The organism is Cryobacterium sp. LW097, assembly GCF_002205495.2.
Taxonomy (GTDB): domain Bacteria; phylum Actinomycetota; class Actinomycetes; order Actinomycetales; family Microbacteriaceae; genus Cryobacterium; species Cryobacterium zongtaii.
The window spans coordinates 2005583-2028323 of the sequence record NZ_CP021992.1 but is presented as its reverse complement, the minus strand read 5'-3'; the positions used below and the strand labels follow the sequence as shown (position 1 = coordinate 2028323).

At 67.0% G+C, this 22741-nt stretch carries 21 protein-coding genes and 7 tRNA genes; 24 read left to right on the top strand and 4 right to left on the bottom strand.

Going from position 1 to position 22741, the window contains the following annotated elements:
• Nucleotides 1-106: 106 nt before the first annotated feature.
• The 5 genes from B7495_RS09360 to B7495_RS09340 all read left to right on the top strand — a co-directional run bounded on the left by B7495_RS09360 (nucleotide 107) and on the right by B7495_RS09340 (nucleotide 6083).
• Nucleotides 107-2770, top strand: coding sequence for a LuxR C-terminal-related transcriptional regulator (locus tag B7495_RS09360; protein WP_168195300.1), 2664 nt, complete (start codon nucleotides 107-109; stop codon nucleotides 2768-2770).
• A gap of 117 nt (nucleotides 2771-2887) precedes the next feature.
• Nucleotides 2888-3310, top strand: coding sequence for a DUF6325 family protein (locus tag B7495_RS09355; RefSeq protein WP_088456332.1), 423 nt, complete (start codon nucleotides 2888-2890; stop codon nucleotides 3308-3310).
• 100 nt (nucleotides 3311-3410) lie between these two features.
• Nucleotides 3411-3755 (top strand): SHOCT domain-containing protein, encoded by a 345-nt coding sequence (locus B7495_RS09350; protein WP_088456331.1) that lies wholly within the window; start codon nucleotides 3411-3413, stop codon nucleotides 3753-3755.
• Between the two features lie 122 nt (nucleotides 3756-3877).
• Nucleotides 3878-5347, top strand: a complete 1470-nt coding sequence (locus B7495_RS09345; protein WP_088456330.1) for a flotillin family protein — start codon at nucleotides 3878-3880, stop codon at nucleotides 5345-5347.
• A 7-nt stretch (nucleotides 5348-5354) separates the two neighbouring features.
• Nucleotides 5355-6083, top strand: a complete 729-nt coding sequence (locus B7495_RS09340) for a YqjF family protein (RefSeq protein WP_088456329.1) — start codon at nucleotides 5355-5357, stop codon at nucleotides 6081-6083.
• Between the two features lie 51 nt (nucleotides 6084-6134).
• On the opposite strand, the gene B7495_RS09335 is transcribed toward B7495_RS09340, so the two are convergent.
• From B7495_RS09335 to B7495_RS09320, 3 genes are all read right to left on the bottom strand, one after another.
• Nucleotides 6135-7283 (bottom strand): NAD(P)/FAD-dependent oxidoreductase, encoded by a 1149-nt coding sequence (locus B7495_RS09335; protein WP_088458007.1) that lies wholly within the window; start codon nucleotides 7281-7283, stop codon nucleotides 6135-6137.
• 407 nt (nucleotides 7284-7690) lie between these two features.
• Entirely contained in the window at nucleotides 7691-8014 is a 324-nt protein-coding gene (locus tag B7495_RS09330; RefSeq protein WP_370028263.1) for a hypothetical protein, read from the bottom strand.
• Nucleotides 8015-8530: 516 nt separating this feature from the next.
• The gene (locus B7495_RS09320; RefSeq protein ID WP_088456326.1) at nucleotides 8531-8821 is read right to left on the bottom strand and encodes an antibiotic biosynthesis monooxygenase; all 291 of its coding nucleotides are present in this window, start codon (nucleotides 8819-8821) and stop codon (nucleotides 8531-8533) included.
• Between the two features lie 54 nt (nucleotides 8822-8875).
• Here B7495_RS09320 and glpX point away from each other — a divergent pair, with 54 nt between their 5' ends.
• Nucleotides 8876-9817 carry a class II fructose-bisphosphatase gene (gene glpX, locus B7495_RS09315; protein WP_088456325.1) on the top strand — a complete coding sequence of 314 codons (942 nt, stop codon included), beginning with the start codon at nucleotides 8876-8878 and terminating at the stop codon, nucleotides 9815-9817.
• Nucleotides 9818-9928: 111 nt separating this feature from the next.
• On the opposite strand, the gene B7495_RS09310 is transcribed toward glpX, so the two are convergent.
• Nucleotides 9929-10001, bottom strand: a tRNA-Val gene (locus B7495_RS09310).
• Between the two features lie 159 nt (nucleotides 10002-10160).
• Between B7495_RS09310 and B7495_RS09305 the strand changes: the two genes are divergently transcribed.
• The 18 genes from B7495_RS09305 (at nucleotide 10161) to secF (ending at nucleotide 22673) form a co-directional block, all read left to right on the top strand.
• Nucleotides 10161-10232 (top strand) — tRNA-Gly (locus tag B7495_RS09305).
• A 77-nt stretch (nucleotides 10233-10309) separates the two neighbouring features.
• A tRNA-Cys gene (locus B7495_RS09300) sits at nucleotides 10310-10383 on the top strand.
• Nucleotides 10384-10419: 36 nt separating this feature from the next.
• Nucleotides 10420-10491 (top strand) — tRNA-Val (locus tag B7495_RS09295).
• 197 nt (nucleotides 10492-10688) lie between these two features.
• Nucleotides 10689-10760, top strand: a tRNA-Gly gene (locus B7495_RS09290).
• A 57-nt stretch (nucleotides 10761-10817) separates the two neighbouring features.
• Nucleotides 10818-10891, top strand: a tRNA-Cys gene (locus B7495_RS09285).
• A gap of 25 nt (nucleotides 10892-10916) precedes the next feature.
• A tRNA-Val gene (locus tag B7495_RS09280) sits at nucleotides 10917-10988 on the top strand.
• A gap of 150 nt (nucleotides 10989-11138) precedes the next feature.
• Nucleotides 11139-13172: a threonine--tRNA ligase gene (thrS, locus tag B7495_RS09275; RefSeq protein WP_088456324.1), complete on the top strand. Its 2034-nt coding sequence runs from the start codon at nucleotides 11139-11141 to the stop codon at nucleotides 13170-13172.
• 2 nt (nucleotides 13173-13174) lie between these two features.
• The gene (locus B7495_RS09270; protein ID WP_088456323.1) at nucleotides 13175-13810 is read left to right on the top strand and encodes an HIT domain-containing protein; all 636 of its coding nucleotides are present in this window, start codon (nucleotides 13175-13177) and stop codon (nucleotides 13808-13810) included.
• Between the two features lie 121 nt (nucleotides 13811-13931).
• Nucleotides 13932-14852 (top strand): pyridoxal 5'-phosphate synthase lyase subunit PdxS, encoded by a 921-nt coding sequence (gene pdxS, locus B7495_RS09265; protein WP_088456322.1) that lies wholly within the window; start codon nucleotides 13932-13934, stop codon nucleotides 14850-14852.
• A gap of 10 nt (nucleotides 14853-14862) precedes the next feature.
• Nucleotides 14863-15456 (top strand): pyridoxal 5'-phosphate synthase glutaminase subunit PdxT, encoded by a 594-nt coding sequence (gene pdxT / locus B7495_RS09260; RefSeq protein ID WP_088456321.1) that lies wholly within the window; start codon nucleotides 14863-14865, stop codon nucleotides 15454-15456.
• A 52-nt stretch (nucleotides 15457-15508) separates the two neighbouring features.
• Nucleotides 15509-16045, top strand: a complete 537-nt coding sequence (locus B7495_RS09255; RefSeq protein WP_088456320.1) for a DUF1697 domain-containing protein — start codon at nucleotides 15509-15511, stop codon at nucleotides 16043-16045.
• A 139-nt stretch (nucleotides 16046-16184) separates the two neighbouring features.
• Nucleotides 16185-16946 carry a YebC/PmpR family DNA-binding transcriptional regulator gene (locus B7495_RS09250; protein ID WP_088456319.1) on the top strand — a complete coding sequence of 254 codons (762 nt, stop codon included), beginning with the start codon at nucleotides 16185-16187 and terminating at the stop codon, nucleotides 16944-16946.
• A 7-nt stretch (nucleotides 16947-16953) separates the two neighbouring features.
• The gene (gene ruvC / locus B7495_RS09245) at nucleotides 16954-17607 is read left to right on the top strand and encodes a crossover junction endodeoxyribonuclease RuvC (protein WP_088456318.1); all 654 of its coding nucleotides are present in this window, start codon (nucleotides 16954-16956) and stop codon (nucleotides 17605-17607) included.
• A complete protein-coding gene (ruvA, locus tag B7495_RS09240) occupies nucleotides 17604-18257 on the top strand; it encodes a Holliday junction branch migration protein RuvA (RefSeq protein ID WP_088456317.1) in 654 nt (217 codons plus the stop codon). Before ruvC ends, ruvA begins: the two co-directional genes overlap by 4 nt.
• Nucleotides 18254-19288, top strand: a complete 1035-nt coding sequence (gene ruvB, locus B7495_RS09235) for a Holliday junction branch migration DNA helicase RuvB (RefSeq protein WP_088456316.1) — start codon at nucleotides 18254-18256, stop codon at nucleotides 19286-19288. The genes ruvA and ruvB overlap by 4 nt, the downstream gene beginning before the upstream one ends.
• 123 nt (nucleotides 19289-19411) lie before the next feature.
• Nucleotides 19412-19813 carry a preprotein translocase subunit YajC gene (gene yajC, locus B7495_RS09230; RefSeq protein WP_240632181.1) on the top strand — a complete coding sequence of 134 codons (402 nt, stop codon included), beginning with the start codon at nucleotides 19412-19414 and terminating at the stop codon, nucleotides 19811-19813.
• Between the two features lie 65 nt (nucleotides 19814-19878).
• Nucleotides 19879-21639 (top strand): protein translocase subunit SecD, encoded by a 1761-nt coding sequence (gene secD / locus B7495_RS09225; protein WP_088456314.1) that lies wholly within the window; start codon nucleotides 19879-19881, stop codon nucleotides 21637-21639.
• Nucleotides 21639-22673, top strand: coding sequence for a protein translocase subunit SecF (gene secF, locus B7495_RS09220; protein ID WP_088456313.1), 1035 nt, complete (start codon nucleotides 21639-21641; stop codon nucleotides 22671-22673). The genes secD and secF overlap by 1 nt, the downstream gene beginning before the upstream one ends.
• Nucleotides 22674-22741: the final 68 nt, after the last annotated feature.

The following is a 22741-nucleotide window of genomic DNA, read 5'->3' as shown; positions in this document are numbered from 1 at the left end:
AATGGATGCAAATCGAGGACGTTTCCCGATGGCCCCCCCACTCACTCCGGTCCCGCCTCTGAATCCCGCCCCGCCCCGCACGCCGGCAGCTCCAATCGCGTCGGCCGTGTCAAGCCTGTCCCCGGCCCTGTCCCCAGCTGTGGAGCTCGCGATACCGCAGGCCTCCCCGTTGCCCGCCGGGCTCGCTGCCGAACCGGCGTGGTACCTGCACCGCCCCCGACTGGATTCTGTGCTTGAGCGGCTGACCGGGCCTGACGCCAGGGTCCTCGTCCTCTGGGACTCCGCGGGGTCGGGCAAAACCACGCTGATGGCGGGCTGGGCGCGGCGGCTCAGAGCTGAGACCCAGACTGTGCGGTGGTTCAACGGCGCCGCGCTCCGCGACGCCAGGGACCCTGACGAGATCCGGCAGCGGCTGCTGGCGGGCGGAGACGGACCTGACGCCTCCGGGCCGGGCCGGACGTTCGTGTTCGTCGACGACCTGCACCTTGCCGAGCGGCCGTCGTCCCCGAACCGCACGAATCTTGATGGCATCCTCGAGGCGCTGGTCGATATGTCCCCGGGGGTCCGCATCGTCGTGTCCGGCCGTCACCGGCCCGTGGCGGGGATAGCGCCGCTGGAGGCCGCCGGCGTGCTCATCGAGTGCGCCGGGGACAGCCTGGCCTTCACGCTCGAGGAGACCTTCAACCTGGCGGCGCAGCACCATATCGACCTGCCCGCCGAGGACGGTGCCATCCTCAGGCGCCGGACCGGCGGCTGGGCAACCGGCCTTGCGCTCGCTCTCACCTGGCGAGAATCCGAGGGAGCCGCGCTGGACCTCAGTCGCTTCGACGGCGACAACCCGGCGGTGGCGGACTATCTTGCGGCCGAGGTGGTCACGGGCCTGGACACCGGCGATCGGGAGGTCCTGTTGGCGTCAGCGCTGAGCGAGGTGGTGCCTCTCGACTTGGCGGTGGCCGTGACAGAGCGCGCCGATGCGGGCGAGGTGCTCGAGCGGCTGGCCCGCCACAACATGCTGATCGGGCGGGAGCCTGCTGCGCCGGGCGGGGCCGGCTACCGATATCACCCGATCCTGCTCGCATACCTGCAGGGAGAGGGACGTAGGTTGGACGCCGGCGCCGCGACCGCCAGGCATCTCCTGGCCTGTCAGTGGTTCGCGGACCGGGCCTGCGCGCCGGCAGCGGTAGAGCAGTCGCTTGTGGCGCACGATCCAGAGCTCGTGGGCGCGTTGCTCGAACGGTTCGGCCTCGTGCTGGTCCTGTCCGGTGCGACGGATCTTGTGGGTCGCGCCCTGGACGAGATCGAGGGCCGCGTGGTGTCCACCGCGACACTGTGCCTGCGACTGCTCCTCGAGCCCCCGTACGTCCCTGCCCGGCGGCGGGTGCAGCAACTCCTGGTGGCCGCCGCTGCGGCCGCCCGGGACTTTCCCGAGCATGACCGCACCGATGCGAGCACGACTCGATGGACGTTTGTGGTCGCCATTCTGCAGGCGTTCCACGCTACTGAGCGGCCCGACATCGAGAATCGTTTGGCAGCCCTGCAGGGCGATGCGCCATCGGCCGCGCGGCAGGTCCTGGCCGTCGACCTGTTAGCCGCAACGGCCCAGGGCCGCTGCCGGGACAAGCTCGGTGAGCCCGGTCCAGCGGAGGACATTCTCAGAGAGGTTGCGGACTCGGCCAGGGACGTTGGTTTGAACTGGTTGTTCCTGTTGGCCTGTGACCTGGCGGCGACGGCGGCGGGGCATGCCGGCAACTGGGTGCACGTGGCGATGCTCGAAGGCCAGATGGCCACGACGGCGTCAGAGATGGGAGCTCTCGTGGGAGCCGAGCGGCCCGTCGACCACGCCGCCGGCAGGGCGCTGCTCTACGCGATGATTCACCGGTACGAAGCCTGCCAGCCGGTTGACCCGGTAATTCTTGAGGCCTTGGCAGCACGAGAGGACAGGGGCTCTGATGCCGGCATCAGCGTACCCGCAGAGGTGCTGTTGCTCTTGAGCCAGCTGGACAGCGCGGTACGTTCACGCCAGGCCCTCGACAGGTTGATGCTTCTGATGCGTGAGGTCGGCACTGAGCATCCGCGGGCCCTGAGCCTGTGCTGCATACCCTTGATCGAACTGAGCGGCGCACTGGACGGACGGCTGGAAACCCAGTTGGTTGTTCGCCTGATCGAACGGGCGCTGGGGGAGGACTCTCTGGAGTCGCTGCTGATCAGGTTCCTCCTCGTCCCACCCACCAGGGCCGGCCATCCCGCTGAGGAACGGCTTCGCGGAGCGGCCCTCGAGGAACGCACCGCATGGCGCGGTGCGACGATCGTCAGCGCCTGGATCGCTCTGGCCCATGTGGCGGATGTGTCAGGCCGACACGTCGAGGCGGACGCCCGGCTGCTTCGAGCCCTGCGGCTCGCGAGCAGGATCGGCTGTGAACGGGCATTCCTGGCCGTCGGTGGGCAGGGCACCGCTCTCATCCGCGGTCGCCTCGGCCGACTCGGTGATCTCGACGACTTCGCCCGGCACATTCTCCGCGCTGCTGACGCGCTGCACCTGCACGAGCGTCCGCCCGCGCTCGACCACGGCCGGAACAGTCCTGCGCTCACCCAACGAGAGCGAGAGATCCTGCGGGAGCTGCCGTTCCACCAGTCCGTGGCAGACATCGCGGGCAAGCGCAACGTCAGCCCCAACACCGTGAAGACCCACCTGCGCAACATTTACCAGAAGCTCGAGGCCACGAACCGGGCGGACGCGGTGGCGATCGCCCAGGATCGCGGGCTGCTCTGACCGGGTCAGGTCCAGATTCACCCTTTCCGGGTGACTCGACCCCGGGGGTGCACGGCGACACTGAGCCCGAACCGGGTGGCGGTGCGTCTGCCCGCACGTTTGACGAAGGGACACTCGATGGCGGAATTCACGTACGGACCCGTGGAGATTCTCCTGATCTCCTTTGACGGCGAGAGGCCGGGTGCCGCTCTGAGCGAGGCACTGCGAGCCCTGATCGATGAGAAGACAGTCACCCTCCTCGACCTGATCTTCGTCTCTCGCAGCGTCGAGGGCGACCTGCGGATCGTCGAGGTGGAAGATCTGCCCGAGAAGGCGCAATTGCCGGACCTGGCACTGGGAGAACTCGGCCTCGCCGGACTGGACGATGTCGAGGAACTCGCGGTGGACCTGCCGCCTGGTACCTCAGCCGCGGTTCTGGTCGTGGAACTGACCTGGGCCCGGCACTTCGCTTCCGTACTGTCGGCATCGGGGGGAGCGGTGCTCCATCAGGAGCGGATTCCCGCGGCCGTCGTGAACGCGGTACTCGACGCCGCGGTTTGACCTCGCCGACATCGGATCCGCACCAAACCAGAGCCATCGACGCGTTCATCCACGAACAGTCATCCACGAACAGCCATCCACGAACAGTAAGGACCAGATCATGTCACCACTTCGACGGGGTCGCCCCGGACTCCTGGGCATGGCCGCGCGAACAGCGGTCGTCGCCGGCACCGCCACAGCCGTGAGCGGCAATGTGCAGCGGCGGCAGCAGGGCAGGGCCCAGGACGCACAGGCCCAGGCCGATGCCGATGCCGATGCCCAGGCACAGGCTGATGCCCAAGCCCAGGCCGAGTACGACGCCCAGCAGCAGCAGCAGGCGGCTGCGCCGCCGGCCTCGGGAGATTCCGCCCTGCTCGACCAGCTGAACCAGCTGTCCCAACTCCACAATGCTGGGGTGCTCAATGACACTGAGTTCACGGCGGCGAAGGCAAAATTGCTGGCCTGAGAAGTCAATCGACCCTTCCGACCCCGCACGCCGGGGCGCGGGAGCGCTAGCCTACGTGGAGGGAGCGGGGCCCTTCTGGCTGCGCGACGTGACGTTCGCCTGGCGCGGACCGGAAGGTACACATGTTAGAACTCCTCAGTCCGATTATCGGTATCGTCTTCCTCGTCATTGTGGTGGGTGTGATCGTGCTCGTCTACGCCCGCTCGGTGTACAAGAACGCCGGGCCGGACGAAGCCCTCGTCATCACCGGCAAGAAGTCCAAGAAGACCATCGTCGACGGCGCCACCCTCGAGGAGTCCGGCCAGCGTGTGGTTCACGGCCAGGGTGTGTTCATAACCCCCTTCTTCCAGAAGGCGTTCAAGATCAGCCTGCGCAGCCGGGCCATCGAGATCACGGCTGTCGCCCAGGACCGCAACGGAATCACTCTCACCGTCGAAGCCGTCGCGATCGTCAAGGTCGGCGACGACCCGACCGCGATCCGCGCTGCTGCCCAGCGTTTCACCGGCCAGGACAAGAACATCGACAACTTCGCCCAGGAGGTGCTCAGCGGTTCCCTGCGGTCCTCGATCGGCGCCACCGACGTGATGACCATCATCCAGAAGCGTGATGAGCTCGGCACGTCGGTGCTCGCCACCGCCCGGGAATCCCTCGCCAACCAGGGCGTCGACGTCGACTCGTTCGAGATCAAGGGCATCACCGACGCCAACGACTACATCCGCGACCTGGGTCGTGCCGAACAGGCCAAGGTGCGCCGACAGGCCGAGGTGGCCGAGCACCAGGCCAACCGGGAAGCGCAGGAAGCTTCGATCATCGCCGAACAGGCCGTGGCCGAGGCCCAGAACACCCTGGCGCTGCGCAAGGCGGCGCTCCAGCTCGACACCGACAAGGCCTCCGCCGAGGCCGCTGCGGCCAAGCCGCTAGCCGAGGCGAAGGCCCAGCAGAACATCGTTCAGGAGCAGGAGCTGACCGCCAAGCGTCGCGCCAGCCTGCGAAAGGCCGAGCTTGACTCCGAGGTCAACGCCGTGGCCGATGCCGACGCGTACCGCGTGCGGGTCTCCGCAGCCGCAGCCGCCGAGGCCCGCGTCGCGGCCGCCAACGCCGACCGCGACAGCCGGGTGGCGTCCGCCGAGGCCATCCGGGCCGAGGGCCAGGCCAACGCCGACGCCATCCTGGCCCGCGGCTCGGCAGAGGCCGAGGCTACCCGCCTCAGCGCCCAGGCCGTGGCCGAGCAGTCCGAGGCGCTCATCCAGTTGCGCCTTGTCGAGATGCTGCCGAAGATCGCGCACGAGCTGGCCGCGCCGATGGGCAACATCGACCAGCTCACGGTGATCTCCACCGACGGTGCGAGCCAGCTCAGCAAGAACGTCGCCTCCGGCTTCTCCGAGGTCGACGCCGTGCTCAACTCCACCATGGGCGTGGGCATCAAGGACCTGCTCGGCGGCCTGATCGGTGGAACCGCTGCCGGTACGGCACTGGCGAGGGCCCAGGCCGGCGACGGTTTTGCGCCCGCACAGGTGCCGGTTTCTGCCGACGCTGACACGGTTCACAGCGGCGCCGTTCACACCGACGCCGTTCACACCGACGCCGTCTAGCCACCCCGTGTCGGAACCCTGGCCGATCACGGCCGTCGCCCCGCCGCTTGTCGGCCGGGCGACGGCCAGTCAACGCTGGTCAGATCTGGTTTTCCTGCATTGGCGGGTCGACGCCGACCAGGTGGCGCCACTGCTCCCGGAGGGCCTCCGGCCCGACGTCTACGACGGCTCCAGCTGGGTCGGCCTGATCCCGTTCGTCCTGGACCGAGCCACTGTGTTCGGCAGCGCGCCGATCCCGTATTTCGGCTCGTTCGTCGAGGTCAATGTGCGTCTCTACGCGGTCGACGACCGCGGGCGGCGGGGTGTGGTGTTCGTGTCACTCGAGGCGTCCAGGCTCGCCGCGGTGCTGGCCGCCCGCGCGCTCTTCGCGCTGCCCTACATGTGGTCACGCACACGGGTGGAAGTGGAGGCCGGCGAGTACCGCTACTCGTCCACCCGCCACCTCGCCGCGCACGCGCGCACTCAGATCGTCGTGCGATCGACGGGTCAGCCCGTCGTAGAGGATCCGCTGGCCGACTTCCTCACCGCGCGCTGGGCGCTGTTCACCCGGGTCCGCGGCCGCACCATCCGGCTGCGCAACCACCACCAGCCGTGGCGGCTGTTCACGGCGCAGCTGATCTCACTGGACGACAGCCTGCTCTCGGTGGCCGGTTTCCCGGGGCTGGCAGGATCCCGGGCACCGGATTCGGTGCTCTACTCACCCGGAATCACGACCTGGTTCGGCACCAGGGACTGACCGGCCGCGAGAGCGACCACAGCAGTCCCGTTGGACTGGCCGACGTGGACGTTATCGGCTCTGTCCTTCCCGAGCCGGTGTGTGCTCTGGATGAACCCCGTGTCGGCGATCGCCGAGCACCGAGTCGCTGTTGCGGGCCTCGTTGGCGGTCGAGAACGGGCTGCGGTAGGCCGTCACAGCGGTCTCCACCTCCGCCGCTATGAGGTCGGAGTTGATCATCGTGGCAACGCCGAGTCCGGCGGCGGCGGACACGACGACCTGCGCCATCAGGTTGGTGGCGTTACCGGCCGCCCAGACTCCGGGCACCACGGCACCGTCGTTGAGTACGCGCCCGGTCTCGTCGCTGTCCAACTGGGTGCCGACGCCGAACGGGTGCGGTGTCGAGGCCAGCCCAAGCCCGGCGAGGAAGTCGGTGCGGGCCGTGAACGTCGGGGCGACCACGAGCGCCTGCAGGGGGAACAGGCGACCGCTGGCCAGGCGAATCCCGGCCAGGGCCTTGTTCCGCACGTCGAGGCCCGCTACCGGGCCGATCACGACGCTGACGCCGCGGGCGGCGAGTTGCTCCCACTCTGCATCGGTCGGTCCGTGCAGCTCGGAAATCGTGCCGTCGGCGTCGAGCATGTCGCCGTGCAAAAAGAGAGTGATGTTCCTACTCCACTGGCGAAAGAGCAGCGCCTGGTGAACCGACTTCGGCCCGGTGCCGAGGATGCCGATGGTCTGGTCCCTGACCTCCCAGCCATGGCAGTACGGGCAGTGCAGCACGTCCCGTCCCCACCGCTCGGCGAGGCCGGGGACATCGGGAAGTTCATCGACGAGCCCGGTCGCTACCAGCAGCCGGCGCCCCGACACTGTGCTGCCGTCATCGAGGGTCACCGTGAAGCCCTGCGCCGAGCGTCGGCTGTCGACGGCCCGGCCCATGACGAACTCCACGCCGTAGGAGCGGGCCTCGTCCTGGCCGAGGCGCACCAGCTCGGCGGGGCGCAAGCCGTCGCGGGTGAGGAAGCTGTGCACGCCCTCGGCGGGCGCGTTGCGCGGATGTCCGTTGTCGACGACGACCACCGAACGTCGTGCCCGCCCGAGCACAACTGCGGCGCTGAGTCCGGCAGCGCCGCCGCCGATGATGACGACGTCGTGTGTCTGTGTCTGTGTCTGCGGATGTGGAAGACGGGGGATAGAGGGAGGCGTGCCGTTGCTGGTCATATCACCATGCTGAAGCGCCGCTCCAAGATTGACAAACAGAATTGCCGAATTAGCAAGTGCCCGCTGCTGCGCGTCCTCCGAGACGGTTGGGGGAGCGCTAGAAGGGCGGTGGATCTTCAGGCCGGTCGTTCGCCTGTGGCCGGGCCGGTGCTGCCGGTCGTTCGGGAGTGGGAGCCAGGGTGGTTTGAGTCGGTGGTGGGCGCGGCAGAGGTGGGCCAGGTTGTCGTAGTCGGTGGGTCCGCCGTGTTCTCGGGCGAGGGGGTGGTCGAGGTCGCTGCGGGATGCGGGTCTGGTGCAGCCGGGGAAGCGGCAGGTGCCGTCGCGCAGGGCGACCCAGCGGCGCAGGTCGGCGGGGGCTTTGTAGTGTTCTTTTCCGACCGAGAGCACGGCAACGGTCTCGGGGTGGGTCATCGCGTCGGCGCAGATCTGGGTGCCCCGCGTTCGGCGATCGCGGCGGTGGTCCGTGTGGTGAGGGTCTCGGGGTGCGCTCGTTCCCGCATCCGCCGGGCCTTGACGGCGAGTTTGCCGACGGTGAGGTCTTTCGCCACCGGCAGCAACTTGGCTTCGAAGGCGGCGGCTTCCGCAAGCGGGATGAAGCTGAGTTGCTCCATGAGCACCTGCCCGTGCCGGTAGCTGATGTCGCCGTGGCTCATCGCCGTGAGGGTGGCTGTCATCGGCCCGGCGAACATCGAGGATTCACCGATCAGGTTCTCCGCGGTGCGATCGGCCAGGCGCAGCGAGCAGGCGACCTCGGTCGTGATGGTGCGGCGGGCGATTTCCTGGTCTTCCCACGCCGCGATCTTCCGTGGGCTCGCATCGGCGTCGGTGAGGACCGGCCCGCGGGCCGACTCGGCGGCGTAGTCGGGGTTGAGCAGTTTCGCGGTGGCAGGTTCCCTGCTCCACCGCTGCAGCTCCGCGAGTGCGCAAGCACGTTCGCGGGTCGCCTTCGCGATCCTCCAGCGGGCCTTTCTTGCTTAGGCGACTTTCCGGGCGAGGGTGGCCTGCGCCTGCTCCTGCAGGGTGCGGCGGCGCCGGTGCGCCTGCGCGTGGGCGTCGGCATCGGGTCGCGGGCGTCGTGACCCGGGTCCTCCGGGTCCTCCGGGTCGGTCGGGAACTGCTCAGCGGGGCTGCTCATACCCCGATATTCCCACCGACCACCGACACTCCCACCCCTGCAGAACCGGGTGTGGAAAGGTACTCAAACCGGCCGCCTGTGGAGGAGCGGCCAGCCCGAATCAGGGCACAGATCAGGGCACGGAGATGAAGTGCTGCACCTCGGGGAACGGGTCGTAAAAACTGTGCAGCAGCGCTCTCCAGTCGGCGTATTCAGGGGATCCCCTGAACCCCTCGGTGTGGTCCTCCAACCGTTCCCAGTCCACCAGCAGCAGGAAGGTCGATGGATCCTCAACCGACCTGGACAGGCTGAGCCCACGGAAGCCGGGCATCGACTCGATGAGCGGCCGGGCCGTCTGGAACGCCGCAAGGAAGGCGTCTTCACGGCCGGGTCGCACGGGGAGAATGGCGTGTTCTCTGATCACCCCTTGACACTATCTCGGCTGGCGGGCCCGGCCCTGCGGGTACCATCGAGTCCCATGAGCAGCAACACGACGACCGACGCAGCCACACCGAGCACAAGCCCGAGTGCGGGTACCGGCACCGGCACCAGCACCAGTACGGTTCTCGGCGGCGAACACTATTCGGCGGAGCTGGTCGCCGCGGTACGCGCGGCGACGGTCGCGGCGGCACTGGCCGCCGAAGTCTGGTTCGGACGCGGTGACAAGAATGCGGCGGATGCCGCGGCAGTCGCCGCCATGCGCGCCGAACTGCTGCCGGCGCCATTCGCCGGGTACGTGGTGATCGGGGAGGGGGAGAAGGACGAAGCCCCGATGCTGGCCAACGGCGAGGAACTCGGCTCCGGCGAGGGACCGGCCTGCGACATTGCCGTCGACCCGCTCGACGGCACGCGACTCGTGCAGGAAGGGCTGCCAGGATCCGTCTGTGTCATCGCCCTCGCCCCACGCGGCACGCTGTTCGATCCCCGGGACGTGTTCTACATGGACAAGCTCATCTCCTCGGCGCCGGCCCGCGGCATCCTCGACCTTCTGGCCACCCCGAGTCAGAACGTGCGCCGGCTGGCCGAAGCGCTTGGGAAGCCGGTGACCGAGATCACCGTAGCCGTGCTCGACAAACCGCGGCACGCGAGCCTCGTGGCCGAACTGCGCGGGGTCGGTGCACGGGTCGTGCTCGCGGGGGAGGGCGACGTGTCCGCCGCGATCGACGCTGCCACACCCGGCGGGCGAATCGATTTGGCCATGGGGATCGGCGGCACTCCCGAGGGGGTGCTCACCGCCTGCGCGATTCGGGCACTGGGCGGATTCATGGAAGGCCGGCTCGCTCCCCAAAGCGATGACCAACTGCGCCTGGCCCTGGCCGCCGGGCACGACCTCCAGCGGGTATTGACCCTCGACGACCTCGTGGCCAGCGACACAGTGCTGTTCGCTTCGACACCGGTGGGCGCTGGGGAGTCAAGCTAGGGCGGGGCCGCGCCGAACTAACGCTGAGGCCACCGCGCCGGCCAGCCTGTTCCGGACCGAATTCCCATCGTTAACCAACGAGGCCCCCGGGTTCTCCGGGGGCCGTTTCGGTGGGCGATGCGGGACTCGAACCCACGACCTCTTCCGTGTGAAGGAAGCGCGCTACCAACTGCGCCAATCGCCCGAACCACACTCGAAAACCTCTCGACTGCGACATCTGATACTAGACCAGACCGGGGCCTGAGCGCACATCGAGGGGCCGCGACACGCGGCAATCGCTCGGTTTGAATTTGTCTCGCACTATCGGCTAGAGTCTTCAACGCACGCAGAAATGCGAGCAGTTGCGGATGTGGCGCAGTGGTAGCGCATCACCTTGCCAAGGTGAGGGTCGCGAGTTCGAATCTCGTCATCCGCTCGAATTGAATCGGCCGAAAGGCCGATTCTCTTTGGTAGTAAACCCAGCACGGTTGTAGTGAATACGGCATCAAGTACGGTGGATTGGCCGAGAGGCGAGGCAGCGGCCTGCAAAGCCGTATACACGGGTTCGAATCCCGTATCCACCTCCAACCAGAACGGTGTGCATTTTGCACTGCGAAGGATTTGGGCGATTGGCGCAGCGGTAGCGCGCTTCCCTGACACGGAAGAGGTCACTGGTTCGATCCCAGTATCGCCCACAGAGCAATGACAACACCAAGCACGAGAAGCTCCGAAGAAAACCCCCGATAAACTCGGGGGTTTTTTTGTTTTTCCGCGTAATTCCGCGGCACAGCGGGTGATTTCGACCGGGCTCGGCGCCCACTGGCGCGTGATGTGCACACGAGGTCCCCAGGATCGAGTAGAGTCTTCCAAGCACGCAGAAATGCGAGCAGTTGCGGATGTGGCGCAGTGGTAGCGCATCACCTTGCCAAGGTGAGGGTCGCGAGTTCGAATCTCGTCATCCGCTCGAAGTGAATCGGCCGAGAGGCCGATTTTCTTTGGGTATACAGGTAACAAAGAACACGGTGGATTGGCCGAGAGGCGAGGCAACGGCCTGCAAAGCCGTCTACACGGGTTCGAATCCCGTATCCACCTCCAGCCCGTGAGTACCATCCGCGGTCCTGGGCGATTGGCGCAGCGGTAGCGCGCTTCCCTGACACGGAAGAGGTCACTGGTTCGATCCCAGTATCGCCCACCGGGTAGCACAAGAGGCAGTACAGCCAAGCGCTGTCGGCAGAGTCCACACGGGCATCGCCGGCAGCGCTTTTCTGTGCCCGCGGCCCGTCACTGAGCCCACCGGCGCCCGCTAAAGTTGAAGGGTTCGCAACTCAAGGGAGTAATACACGTGGTTGACGGTTTTGAGCTTTTCACCGACCGATCCGTTGTCGCCATGCGCGTCAACGGCGAGCTCAGGGACCTCGCCACTGCGGTGACCGAGACGGATGACGTCACCCCGGTGACAATCGACTCACCCGATGGCCTCAACATCCTGCGCCACTCGGCTGCTCACGTGCTCGCTCAGGCCGTGCAGACCGTGAACCCCGCGGCGCGCTTGGGCATCGGCCCATTCGTCACCGACGGCTTCTACTACGACTTCGACGTGGCCGAACCGTTCACCCCCGAAGACATCAAGTCCCTCGAGAAGGCCATGGACCGCATCATCCGTCAGGGCCAGCGCTTCGTGCGCCGAGTCGTGACCGATGACGAGGCCCGCGCCGAACTCGCGGCAGAGCCGTACAAGCTGGAACTCATCGGCCTGAAGGGCGGGGCGGGAGACGACCCGACCCCCGATGGCGACAACGAGTCCGTCGAGGTCGGCGGCGCGGAACTGACCATCTACGACAACGTCGACCCCAAGACCGGTGAGACCGTGTGGAAGGACCTCTGCCGCGGTCCGCACCTGCCCAACACCCGCATGATCGGCAACGGCTACTCGCTCACCCGCCTGGCCGCAGCGTACTGGCGCGGTTCGGAGAAGAACCCGCAGCTGCAGCGCATCTACGGCACCGCCTGGCCCACCAAGGACGAACTGCGCGCCTACAAGGCCCGCCTGGAAGAGGCCGCCAAGCGCGACCATCGCAAGCTCGGTCAGGAACTGGACCTGTTCTCCTTCCCCGAAGAGATCGGCTCCGGCCTGGCTGTCTTCCACCCCAAGGGCGGCATCATCCGTTCGGAGATTGAGAACTTCATGCGCGAGCGCCTGCTCGCGAACGGCTACGACCTGGTCAACACCCCCCACATCACCAAGGGCCACCTGTTCGAGACCAGCCAGCACCTCAACTGGTACCGCGAGGGCATGTTCCCGCCCATGCACCTTGACGAGGAGGTCGACGCCGAGGGCCACGTCACCCGCCAGGGCCAGGATTACTACCTGAAGCCCATGAACTGCCCAATGCACAACCTCATCTTCAAGGCCCGCGGCCGCAGCTACCGCGAGCTTCCGTTGCGTCTGGCGGAGTTCGGCACCGTCTACCGCTATGAGAAGAGCGGCACGCTGCAGGGCCTCACTCGCGTGCGAGGCCTCACCCAGGACGATGCTCACATCTACGTCACCCAGGACCAGGTCAAAGCCGAGGTCACCAGCCAGCTCGAGTTCGTCTTCGAGACCCTCCGTGGTTACGGCCTCACCGATTTCTACCTGGAACTGTCGACCCGCGATCCCAAGAAGTCCGTCGGTACTGACGAGCAGTGGGAAGCCGCGACCGACACCCTCCGCCAGGTCGGCGAGGATTCGGGACTCGAACTCGTGGCGGATCCGGGTGGAGCGGCCTTTTATGGTCCGAAGATCTCGGTTCAGGCACGGGACGCCATCGGCCGCACCTGGCAGCTGTCGACGGTGCAACTCGACTTCAACCAGCCGGAACTGTTCGACCTGGAGTACACGGCGCCCGACGGCACTCGCCAGCAGCCGGTCATGATCCACCGCGCCCTGCTCGGGTCGATCGAGCGGTTCTTCGCCATCCTGCTCGAGCACTACGCCGGTGCGTTCCCGGTCTGGCTCTCGCCGGTGCAGGTCATCGGCATCCCAGTGTCCGAGCAGTACGAGGACTTCCTCTGGGAAGTCCTGGCCAAGCTCAAGACGGCGGGCGTCCGGGTCGAACTCGACTCGTCCAGCGACCGGATGCAGAAGAAGATCCGCAACGCCACCCTGCAGAGGGTCCCGTTCCAGCTCATCGTCGGTGAGGATGACCGCGCGAACGGCGCGGTCAGCTTCCGGTTCCGTGACGGCACCCAGGAAAACGGGGTTCCCGTCGACGACGCCATCCGCCGGATCATCGCGTCCATCACCACGCGCGCGCAGGTCAACGGCGCCGCCGACTTCGCCCAGGAAGGCGCACCCGTCGCCCTGGTCGTTGCGGCCGGCGCGGACCAGGCCTGACGATGACCGAAGCCACTCCGGCGGGTTTCGAGAAGGACGCGCCGCGAGACACTCCCTGGGACCGCCTGTCCGGCAGCCCGCAGGACTTCGTCGAGGGCGTCCAGGTGGAGAATTCGGGCGACTTCGCCGCCGTTCCGGACGCCTTCCAGCGACTGTGGACGCCCCACCGGATGGTCTACATCCAAGACGGTCAGCAGCCGCACCCCGACGACTGCCCGTTCTGCATCGCACCGTCGATGGACGACGAGAAGGCTCTCATCGTGGCTCGCGGGAAGTACGCCTACGTGCTGCTGAACCTGTTCCCGTACAACAGCGGCCACCTGCTGGTCTGCCCCTACCGGCATGTTGCGACGTATGACGAAGCCACCCCTGAGGAAGTCGCCGAGATCGGTAGCCTGACCCAGGTGGCAATGCGGGTGCTCAAGGCCACCTCGGGCTGCGACGGGTTCAACCTCGGAATGAACCAGGGCCGCATCGCGGGCGCCGGGATCGCCGAGCACCTGCACCAGCACATCGTGCCGCGGTGGGCGCTCGACTCGAACTTCTTCCCGATCATCGCCGGCACCAAGGCAATCCCGAAGCTGCTCGGCGAGGTGCGCCGCGAGGTCGCGGAGGGTTGGCCGGTTTCCACCGTCTGACCCTCGCTTTCCCACCTCGCTGGCACGGCTTGCAGTAACACCCGTCTCTTGACCCAGTTCTCATCACCCGTGCCCCTCGCCCCGACCAGCGGCACCAGACGCAAGGAATAGAATCGTAGCTATGACTGACACCACTTCCCCCGAGCAGGTCGACAGCGCCGCACAGTTCGGCTCGAGCCGCGTCAAGCGCGGACTCGCTGAGATGCTGAAGGGCGGCGTCATCATGGACGTCGTCAACGCCGAGCAGGCCCGCATCGCCGAAGACGCCGGCGCCGTCGCCGTCATGGCGCTCGAGCGCGTCCCGGCCGACATCCGCTCCCAGGGTGGTGTCGCCCGCATGAGCGACCCCGACCTGATCGACAGCATCCGCGCCGAGGTCTCCATCCCGGTCATGGCGAAGGCCCGCATCGGCCACTTCGTCGAGGCCCAGGTGCTGCAGGCCCTCGAGGTCGACTACATCGACGAGTCAGAGGTGCTGAGCCCCGCCGACTACGTCAACCACATCGACAAGTGGAACTTCACGATTCCGTTCGTCTGCGGTGCCACCAACCTGGGCGAGGCGCTGCGTCGCATCACCGAGGGCGCCGCGATGATCCGCTCCAAGGGCGAGGCCGGCACCGGCGACGTCTCTGAGGCCACCAAGCACATCCGCACCATCAAGGGCGAGATCGCCCGGCTGTCCTCGCTCACCAAGGACGAGCTGTACGTGGCCGCCAAGGACCTGCAGGCCCCGTACGAACTCGTCGCCGAGATCGCCGCGACCGGCAAGCTGCCCGTCGTGCTGTTCACCGCCGGCGGCGTGGCCACCCCGGCCGACGCGGCCATGATGATGCAGCTCGGCGCCGACGGCGTCTTCGTGGGTTCGGGCATCTTCAAGTCCGGCAACCCGCAGGAACGCGCCAACGCCATCGTCAAGGCCGTCGCCTTCTACGACGACGCCAAGATCATCGCGGATGTCTCGCGGGGACTCGGCGAAGCCATGGTCGGCATCAACGTGTCCGACCTTGCCGCACCGCACCGCCTCTCCGAGCGCGGCTGGTAACACCCGCTTCATGAGCGTTGGAGTACTCGCCCTTCAGGGCGACTTTCGCGAGCATGCCGACGTTCTGCGCTCGCTCGGCAGCGAGGTCACTCTCGTGCGCCGCCCGGAGGAACTGGCCAGCGTCACCGGCCTGGTGATCCCGGGCGGCGAGTCCAGCGTGATGGACAAGCTGACTCGCATGTTCGGCCTCGCCGACCCCCTGCGAGCGGCCGTCCAGGGCGGGATGCCGGTCTACGGCACCTGCGCGGGACTGATCATGCTGGCCGACAACGTGTTGGACGGCATCTCGGGCCAGCAGAGCATCGGCGGCCTGGACATCAGCGTGCGCCGCAACGCGTTCGGCTCGCAGACCGCCTCGTTCGAGACCGACCTGGACGTACCGGCCCTCGGCGAGACCCCAGTGCACGCCGTCTTCATCCGCGCCCCGGTGGTCGAGACCGTCGGATCGCGCGCCACGGCGTTGGCGACGATCGCCGACGGTCGATGCGTGGCCGTCGAACAAGGCAACCTGCTCGGCACGTCCTTCCACCCGGAGATCACGGGGGAGTACCGCTTCCACGAGTACTTCCTGCAGAAGGTGCAGACGGCCGGTTTCGGCGCCTAGCCCGGCTGCACCACACAGTCAGGCACAATGGGGGCATGACCCAGGCCAGCGCATGAGATACGTCGCCCTGTTGCGCGGCATCAACGTCGGCGGCATCACCATCAAGATGGCCGACCTGGCCGAAACGGTCAGCAGGCTCGGCCACAGCGGTGTCACGACCATCCTGGCCAGCGGCAATGTGCTCTTCACGAGCGACGAGCCTGATGCCGCCGCCGTCAAGACGGGCATGGAACGAGCCCTGTCCGAGCGATTCGGATACACGGCGTTCGTGGTGCTGCTCAGCAGAGACGACCTCGTCGTAGCCGTCGACGGCTACCCGTTCGACGACCGGGACGGCTGGCACTCGTACATCCTCTTCGGCTCAGACCCGGCCAGGCTCGACGAGCTCCTGGTCAGCGCGCCCCAGCTCGATCCGGCCGACGAGAGCGTTCTACCCGGCGACGGACTCCTGTACTGGCAGGTGCGTCGGGCTGTGGGCATCAAGAGCCCCTTCAGCGTCCTGGCAGCCAAACCCCGGTACAAATCCACCACCACGAACCGCAACCTGCGCACCCTGCACAAGATACTCGGCGTGCCCACCACCCGGTGAGCCGAAGGGCAGTCAGAGGGTGCCCGGGCTAGACTGAGAACGCACTGAGCGGTCGGAACGGTCGCGGTGCCTGCAGACGACGCCCCAAGCGCGTCGCACGAGTTAGCGCAACGACAACGCAACGAAAATCGGGAGATTCATGTCCGGGCATTCCAAGTGGGCGACCACCAAGCACCAGAAGGCTGTCACCGACTCGCGTCGGGCGAAGGCTTTCGCCAAGCTGATCAAGAACATCGAGGTCGCTGCCCGTATGGGCGGAGCGGACCTGTCTGGCAACCCGACGCTCGTCGACGCCATCCAGAAGGCCAAGAAGACCTCGGTCCCCAACGACAACATCGACCGCGCCGTCAAGCGCGGCGCTGGGCTGTCCGGTGAAGCCGTCGACTACACCACGATCATGTATGAGGGCTACGCCGCCAACGGTGTCGCCATCATGATCGAGTGCCTCACCGACAACAAGAACCGAGCCGCGGCCGAGGTGCGCACCACGGTCAGCCGCAACGGCGGCAACATGGCCGACCCGGGCAGTGTCGCCTACAACTTCCACCGCAAGGGCATCGTCGTGGTGCCCAAGGGAGACGCAACCGAAGACGACGTGCTCGCTGCGGTGCTCGACGCCGGCGCCGAAGAGGTCGTCGACGACGGCGAGAAGTTCGAGGTCTTCAGCGAGGCGCACGATCTGGTCGCCACCCGTACTGCCCTGCAGGCGGCTGGAATCGACTACGACTCCGCCGACATCGCCTTCGTCCCGCAGCTCAAGATCGAGGTCGACGCCGAGACCGCCCGCAAGGTGTTCAGGCTCATCGACGCTCTCGAGGAACTCGACGACGTGCAGAATATCTACAGCAACTACGACGTCTCGGCCGAGGTCCAGGCCGAGCTCGAAGCAGACAGCGAATAGCCCACCGATGACGGTCAGGGTGCTGGGCATCGACCCGGGCCTGACCCGCTGCGGCGTCGGGATCGTCGACGTCGCAGCGAACCGTTCGGCGACCCTTGTCGACGTGCAGGTGCTGCGCAGCTCTCCCGACCTGCCCCTCGAACGCCGCCTGCTCCTGATCAGTGAGGGCCTCGAAGAGCTCCTCGACCGGCACCAACCGCACTTCGTGGCCATTGAACGGGTCTTCGCGCAGCAGAACGTGAGCACGGTCATGGGCACCGCCCAGATCAGTGGGGTGGCCCTCATGCTCGCCGCCAAGCGCGGACTGACGGTGACCCTGCACACCCCGAGCGAGGTCAAGGCCGCCATCACCGGGTACGGCTCCGCGGACAAAAAGCAGGTCGGCACAATGGTCGCCCGGGTGCTGGGACTGGCCGAAATCCCGAAACCGGCGGATGCCGCCGACGCCCTCGCGCTGGCCATCTGCCACGCGTGGCGAACCGGCGCCGCCGGCGGTGTACTCCCCACCAGCGGCACGGTCGCGGCGGGCAACCGGTCCACGCCCGCGCTGAGTCCCGGCTCGCTCACTCCGGCGCAGAAGGCCTGGCGCGACGCCGAGCGCGGCAACGCGCCGGGGTCGGCGGCGGCAGTGTCTGCGGCGCACCGTAGGCTGGCTAGGTGATCTCTTCAGTGCGTGGCCCAGTCCTTTCAGCCCTGGGCTCAACCGTCGTGATCGAGGTCGGCGGAGTCGGACTCGCCCTGCAGGTCACCCCGTCCACGGCCCTGGCCGCGAGGGTCGGCACCGAAACCCGCCTGGCCACCACCCTGATCGTTCGTGAAGACTCCCTGACCCTCTACGGCTTCCCTAGCGCCGAAGAACTCGCAGTGTTCGAGCTTCTCGTCGGCGTCACCGGCGTCGGTCCCAAGTCCGCGCTCGGCGTGCTCGCCGTGCTCACCCCCAACCAAATCGCCCTCGCCGTCAACGCCGAGGACGATGCCGTGTTCCGCAAGGTCAGCGGGATCGGACCGAAGACCGCCAAGCTCATAGTGCTGTCACTGGTCGGCAAGGTCGCCGTCACCAGCGCCGCCGTTGCCCCCGGACGCGTCGGCGTCGCCACGGCCACCGTCGGCGCCAGCGTGCAAGCAGCGCTGATCGGCCTCGGCTGGTCGGAGCGGATCGCCGTCCAGGCCGTTGAGGAGATCCTCGCCGGCAGCACAGCCGAGTTCGACGCCGAGGAAGCCGGGGTCGGGGCCGTGCTCCGCCTGGCCTTGGCCCGGCTCGGTCCTGCCCAGCATTCGGGTGCCGCCAATGCCGCTGGTCGCAACTCATGACCCAGGATCCCGGCGTCGACCTGACCAACCCGGCACTCGAGGGCGACGCGGAGCTGGCCTTCGAGGGCGCCCTGCGCCCCAAGAGCCTCACCGAGTTCGTCGGCCAGCAGAAGGTGCGCGGTCAGTTGCAGCTGCTGCTGACCGCGGCATCGATGCAGCAGCGCACCCCTGACCACATCCTGCTGGCCGGCCCGCCAGGCCTCGGCAAGACGACCCTGGCCATGATCATCGCCTACGAGGGCAATCGGCCGCTGCGCATGTCCAGCGGCCCCGCGATTCAGCACGCCGGCGACCTGGCTGCAGTGCTCTCCTCCCTCGTGCCCGGCGAGGTGCTCTTCATCGATGAGATCCATCGGATGGCCCGCTCCGCCGAAGAGATGCTCTACTTGGCGATGGAGGACTTCCGCATCGACATCATGGTCGGCAAGGGGGCCGGAGCCACGTCGGTACCGTTGGACCTGGCGCCGTTTACCCTGGTCGGGGCCACCACACGTTCCGGCATGCTCCCGAACCCACTGCGCGACAGGTTCGGCTTCACGGCCCACCTGGAGTTCTACGCCGACGCCGAACTCGAACTGGTGCTGGTGCGCGCCGCACGCCTCCTCGGACTGGTCATCGACCGGGAGGCCATCGCCGAGATCGCCGGCCGGTGCCGGGGGACTCCGCGAATCGCCAACCGGCTGTTGCGCCGGGTGCGCGACTACGCGCTCGTGCACGGCGGAGACGCCGACCTGGCGGCCGTGCACGCGGCGCTGGAACTCTACGACGTCGACGAAATCGGACTGGACCGGCTCGACCGCGAGGTCATGAACATCGTCCTCACCCGTTTTGGGGGTGGACCGGTTGGGCTGAATACACTGGCCGTCTCGGTGGGGGAGGAGCCCGAAACCATCGAATCGGTCGTAGAGCCCTTCCTGGTGCGGATAGGCTTCCTCACGCGTACCCCGCGCGGGCGGGTTGCTACTGCCGCAGCGTGGCGGCATTTCGGCTTGAGCAATCCTCAGGCTGTGCTCACCTTGGATGTTCTATAATTCAAGCTGGTCAGGCACGCACCTTCTGCCGGCTTCCCCCAGCCACTCCCACAAAAAACTTCGTCGCGACACCACGCTCGCACGGGAAGGTTTCACAGTTCTATGGATCCGTTGACTCTTGTCATGCTCGCCGTCTTGGCGTTGCTTGTGTTCTTCATGTTTCGCAATGGCCGCAAGCGCCAGAAGGACACCTTGGCCCTGCAGTCGAAGATGGTCGCCGGAGCAGACGTGATGACCAACTTCGGCCTCTACGGCACCATTGTGTCGATCGATGAGGAAGAGAACAAGGTCGCCCTCGAGATCGCACCCGGCACCATTGTGCAGATCCACCGCCAGACGATCGCCCGCGTCGTCGAGCCCACAGTTGCCGGCGATGACGTCGTCCTCGACCAGGCCGTTGACACCGACGCCGGCACGCCGGCCGTTGTCGGCGAGCCCGAGTACGGCCAGCGTGCCGAATTCAAGCCGACGACCGACGAGGTCGCGCCCGACACCGACACCGAACCCAAAAAGGGCGACGCGTAACACACCCACTCCGGCTGCGCGGCTTCGGTCGCGCAGCACGAGCAATAGAAAGCTGAGTTCAATAGGTGGCTAAGTCGTCTCCGACCAAGAAGGCCTGGCGCTCCCTGACCTGGCTTGGCGTGATCATCGTCGGTCTCATCGCTCTGAACGGAGCCGGCGTTCTCACCGGCGGCGGTTCGTGGACGCCGAAGCTGGCGCTCGACCTCGAGGGTGGCACCCAGATCATCCTGGCCCCCAAACTCGAGTCCGGCCAGACGGTTTCGTCTGAACAGCTCAACCAGGCTGTGTCGATCATCCGGCAGCGGATCGACTCCGCCGGAGTCTCCGAGTCGGAGATCAACACCCAGGGCGGACAGAACATCGTCGTCTCCATTCCCGGAACGCCTGACGACGCCACCCTGAACCGCATCCAGTCCTCGGCAAAGCTTGAGTTCCGACCGGTCCTGGTCGCTTCAGCGCCCACTGAGGACAGTGTCGGCGCAGACGGCTCAACCGACGGGGCCACCGACCCGGCGACGGATGCCGCGGCAGACCCGGCCGCAGAGACCCCGGCCGCAGAGACTCCGGCCGCTGAGACCCCGGCCGTCGCGCCCACCGACGCGAGCGACCTGAACAACATCACCCCCGACCTGCAGGCGGAGTTCGATTCCTTCCAGTGCAGCGACATCGACACCAGCATTGTGGCACCGGCCGATCAGCCGCTGATCACCTGCGAGAGCGATGGTTCGATCAAGTACATCCTCGGCCCGGTCGAGGTGAGCGGCGAGAACATCTCCGACGCCACCAACGGGCAGGTCACCACGCAGAGCGGTGCAACTACCGGCGAATGGGCCGTCAACATCGTCTTCGACCGCACCGGCACCGAGTCGTTCGCCGACGTGACGACTCGCCTGAGCGGCCTCCAGGGCGCGCAGAACCAGTTCGCCATCGTGCTGGACGGCAGCGTCATCTCCGCTCCGCGCACGCTGGCCGTGATCACCGACGGCAAGCCCCAGATCACCGGCTCGTTCGACCAGGACACCTCCAAGGCCCTCGCCGACCAGCTCAAGTTCGGCGCCCTGCCGATCAGCTTCGCCGTGCAGAGCCAGGACACCATCTCGGCAACCCTCGGTTCGACCCAGCTGCAGAGCGGCCTCATCGCGGGCCTGATCGGCCTGATCCTGGTCGTGCTCTACTCCCTCATCCAGTACCGCCTCCTCGGGCTGGTCACTGTCGCGTCGCTCATCGTGGCTGGCGTGATCACCTACCTGCTGATCACTCTGTTGTCCTGGCGTGAGGGGTACCGCCTCTCCCTGGCCGGTGTGGCCGGTCTCATCGTGGCCATCGGTATCACCGCTGACTCGTTCATCGTCTACTTCGAGCGGGTGCGCGACGAGCTCCGCGACGGCAGGGGACTGGTGTCCTCGGTCGAATCCGGCTGGCGCCGCGCGATCCGCACCATCATCGCCTCCGACACCGTCAACTTCCTCGCCGCCGCGGTTCTGTTCATCCTGGCCGTCGGTAACGTGCGCGGTTTCGCCCTGACCCTGGGACTGACCACCCTGGTCGACCTCCTGGTCGTGGCGATGTTCACCCATCCGATGCTGCAGCTGCTCGCCCGCACCAAGTTCTTCGGAGACGGGCACAAGCTCAGTGGACTCGACCCGCGGGCACTCGGCGCCGTCTACCGCGGACGCGCCCGGTTCCAGCCCTCCGTGGAGGTGGCGTCACGCAAGTCGCCGTCCTCCAGCAAGGAGGCCGCAAAGCGCCAGACCATCGCCGAACGCAAGGCGGCTGAGCTCGTCGGTTCCGGCTCCAGTAAGTCGACCGATGGGAAGGATTCCTAATGGCCAGCTTCAACCAGTTCGGCAACGATCTGCACACCGGCAAGCTCTCCTACAACATCGTCGGACGTCGTAAGGTCTGGTACTCGGTCGCCGCGGTCATGATCCTGGTCGCGATCCTCGGTCCGGTCCTCCGCGGTGGGTTCACGTTCGGCATCGAGTTCACCGGCGGCTCCGAGTTCGTCCTCTCCGAGATCTCCACCGAGGACCAGGATGCGGCATCCACCGCGGTCACCGAGGTGGTGCCCGAAGCCGTGCCCAAGGTGTCCGTCGTCGGCAGCGACAGCATCCGCGTGCAGACCGACCAGCTCAGCGACACCGAGAGCCGGGAAGTACGCGCCGCTCTCGCCACCGCATACAGCGTCGACGCGGCGCAGGTCACGTCCTCGTTCATCGGCCCGTCCTGGGGCCAGGACATCACCGGCTCAGCCATCCGCGCACTGCTGACCTTCCTGGTGCTCGCCGGCGCGGTGATGGCCCTGTACTTCCGCACCTGGAAAATGGCCGCCGCCGCCATGGTCGCCCTGTTACACGACCTCGTCATCACCGCGGGTTTCTACGGCATCACCGGCTTCGAGATCACTCCGGCGGCCGTGATCGGCTTCCTCACGATCCTGGGTTACTCGCTGTACGACACCGTGGTGGTGTTCGACAAGATCCGCGAGAACACGACCGAAGACGGGCCAGAATCCCGGCGCACGTTCGCCGACTCGGTCAACCTCGCGGTCAACCAGACCCTGGTGCGCTCGATCAACACCTCGATCGTCGCAGTCCTCCCGGTCGCCTCGATCCTCGTCATCGGTGCGTTCGTGCTGGGTGCGGGAACCCTGCAGGACATCTCCCTGGCCCTGCTGATCGGAATGATCGTGGGTACATACTCCACGATCTTCATCGCCGCCCCGCTCTACGCCCAGCTGCGCGAGAACGAGCCGGAGATCCGCAAGCGTGACAAGAAGGCCCTGGCCCTGCGGGCCAAGGCCACCGGTACCTCGTCGGTCGCCGGCACGGATGCGGCCCGCGCGGACGTTCCCGCGTGAGCCGGTTCGCCCGCCGGGAATATCCGACAGCGTCCCTCGGTTTACCGTTTATCCGTTAGTACAGGGAT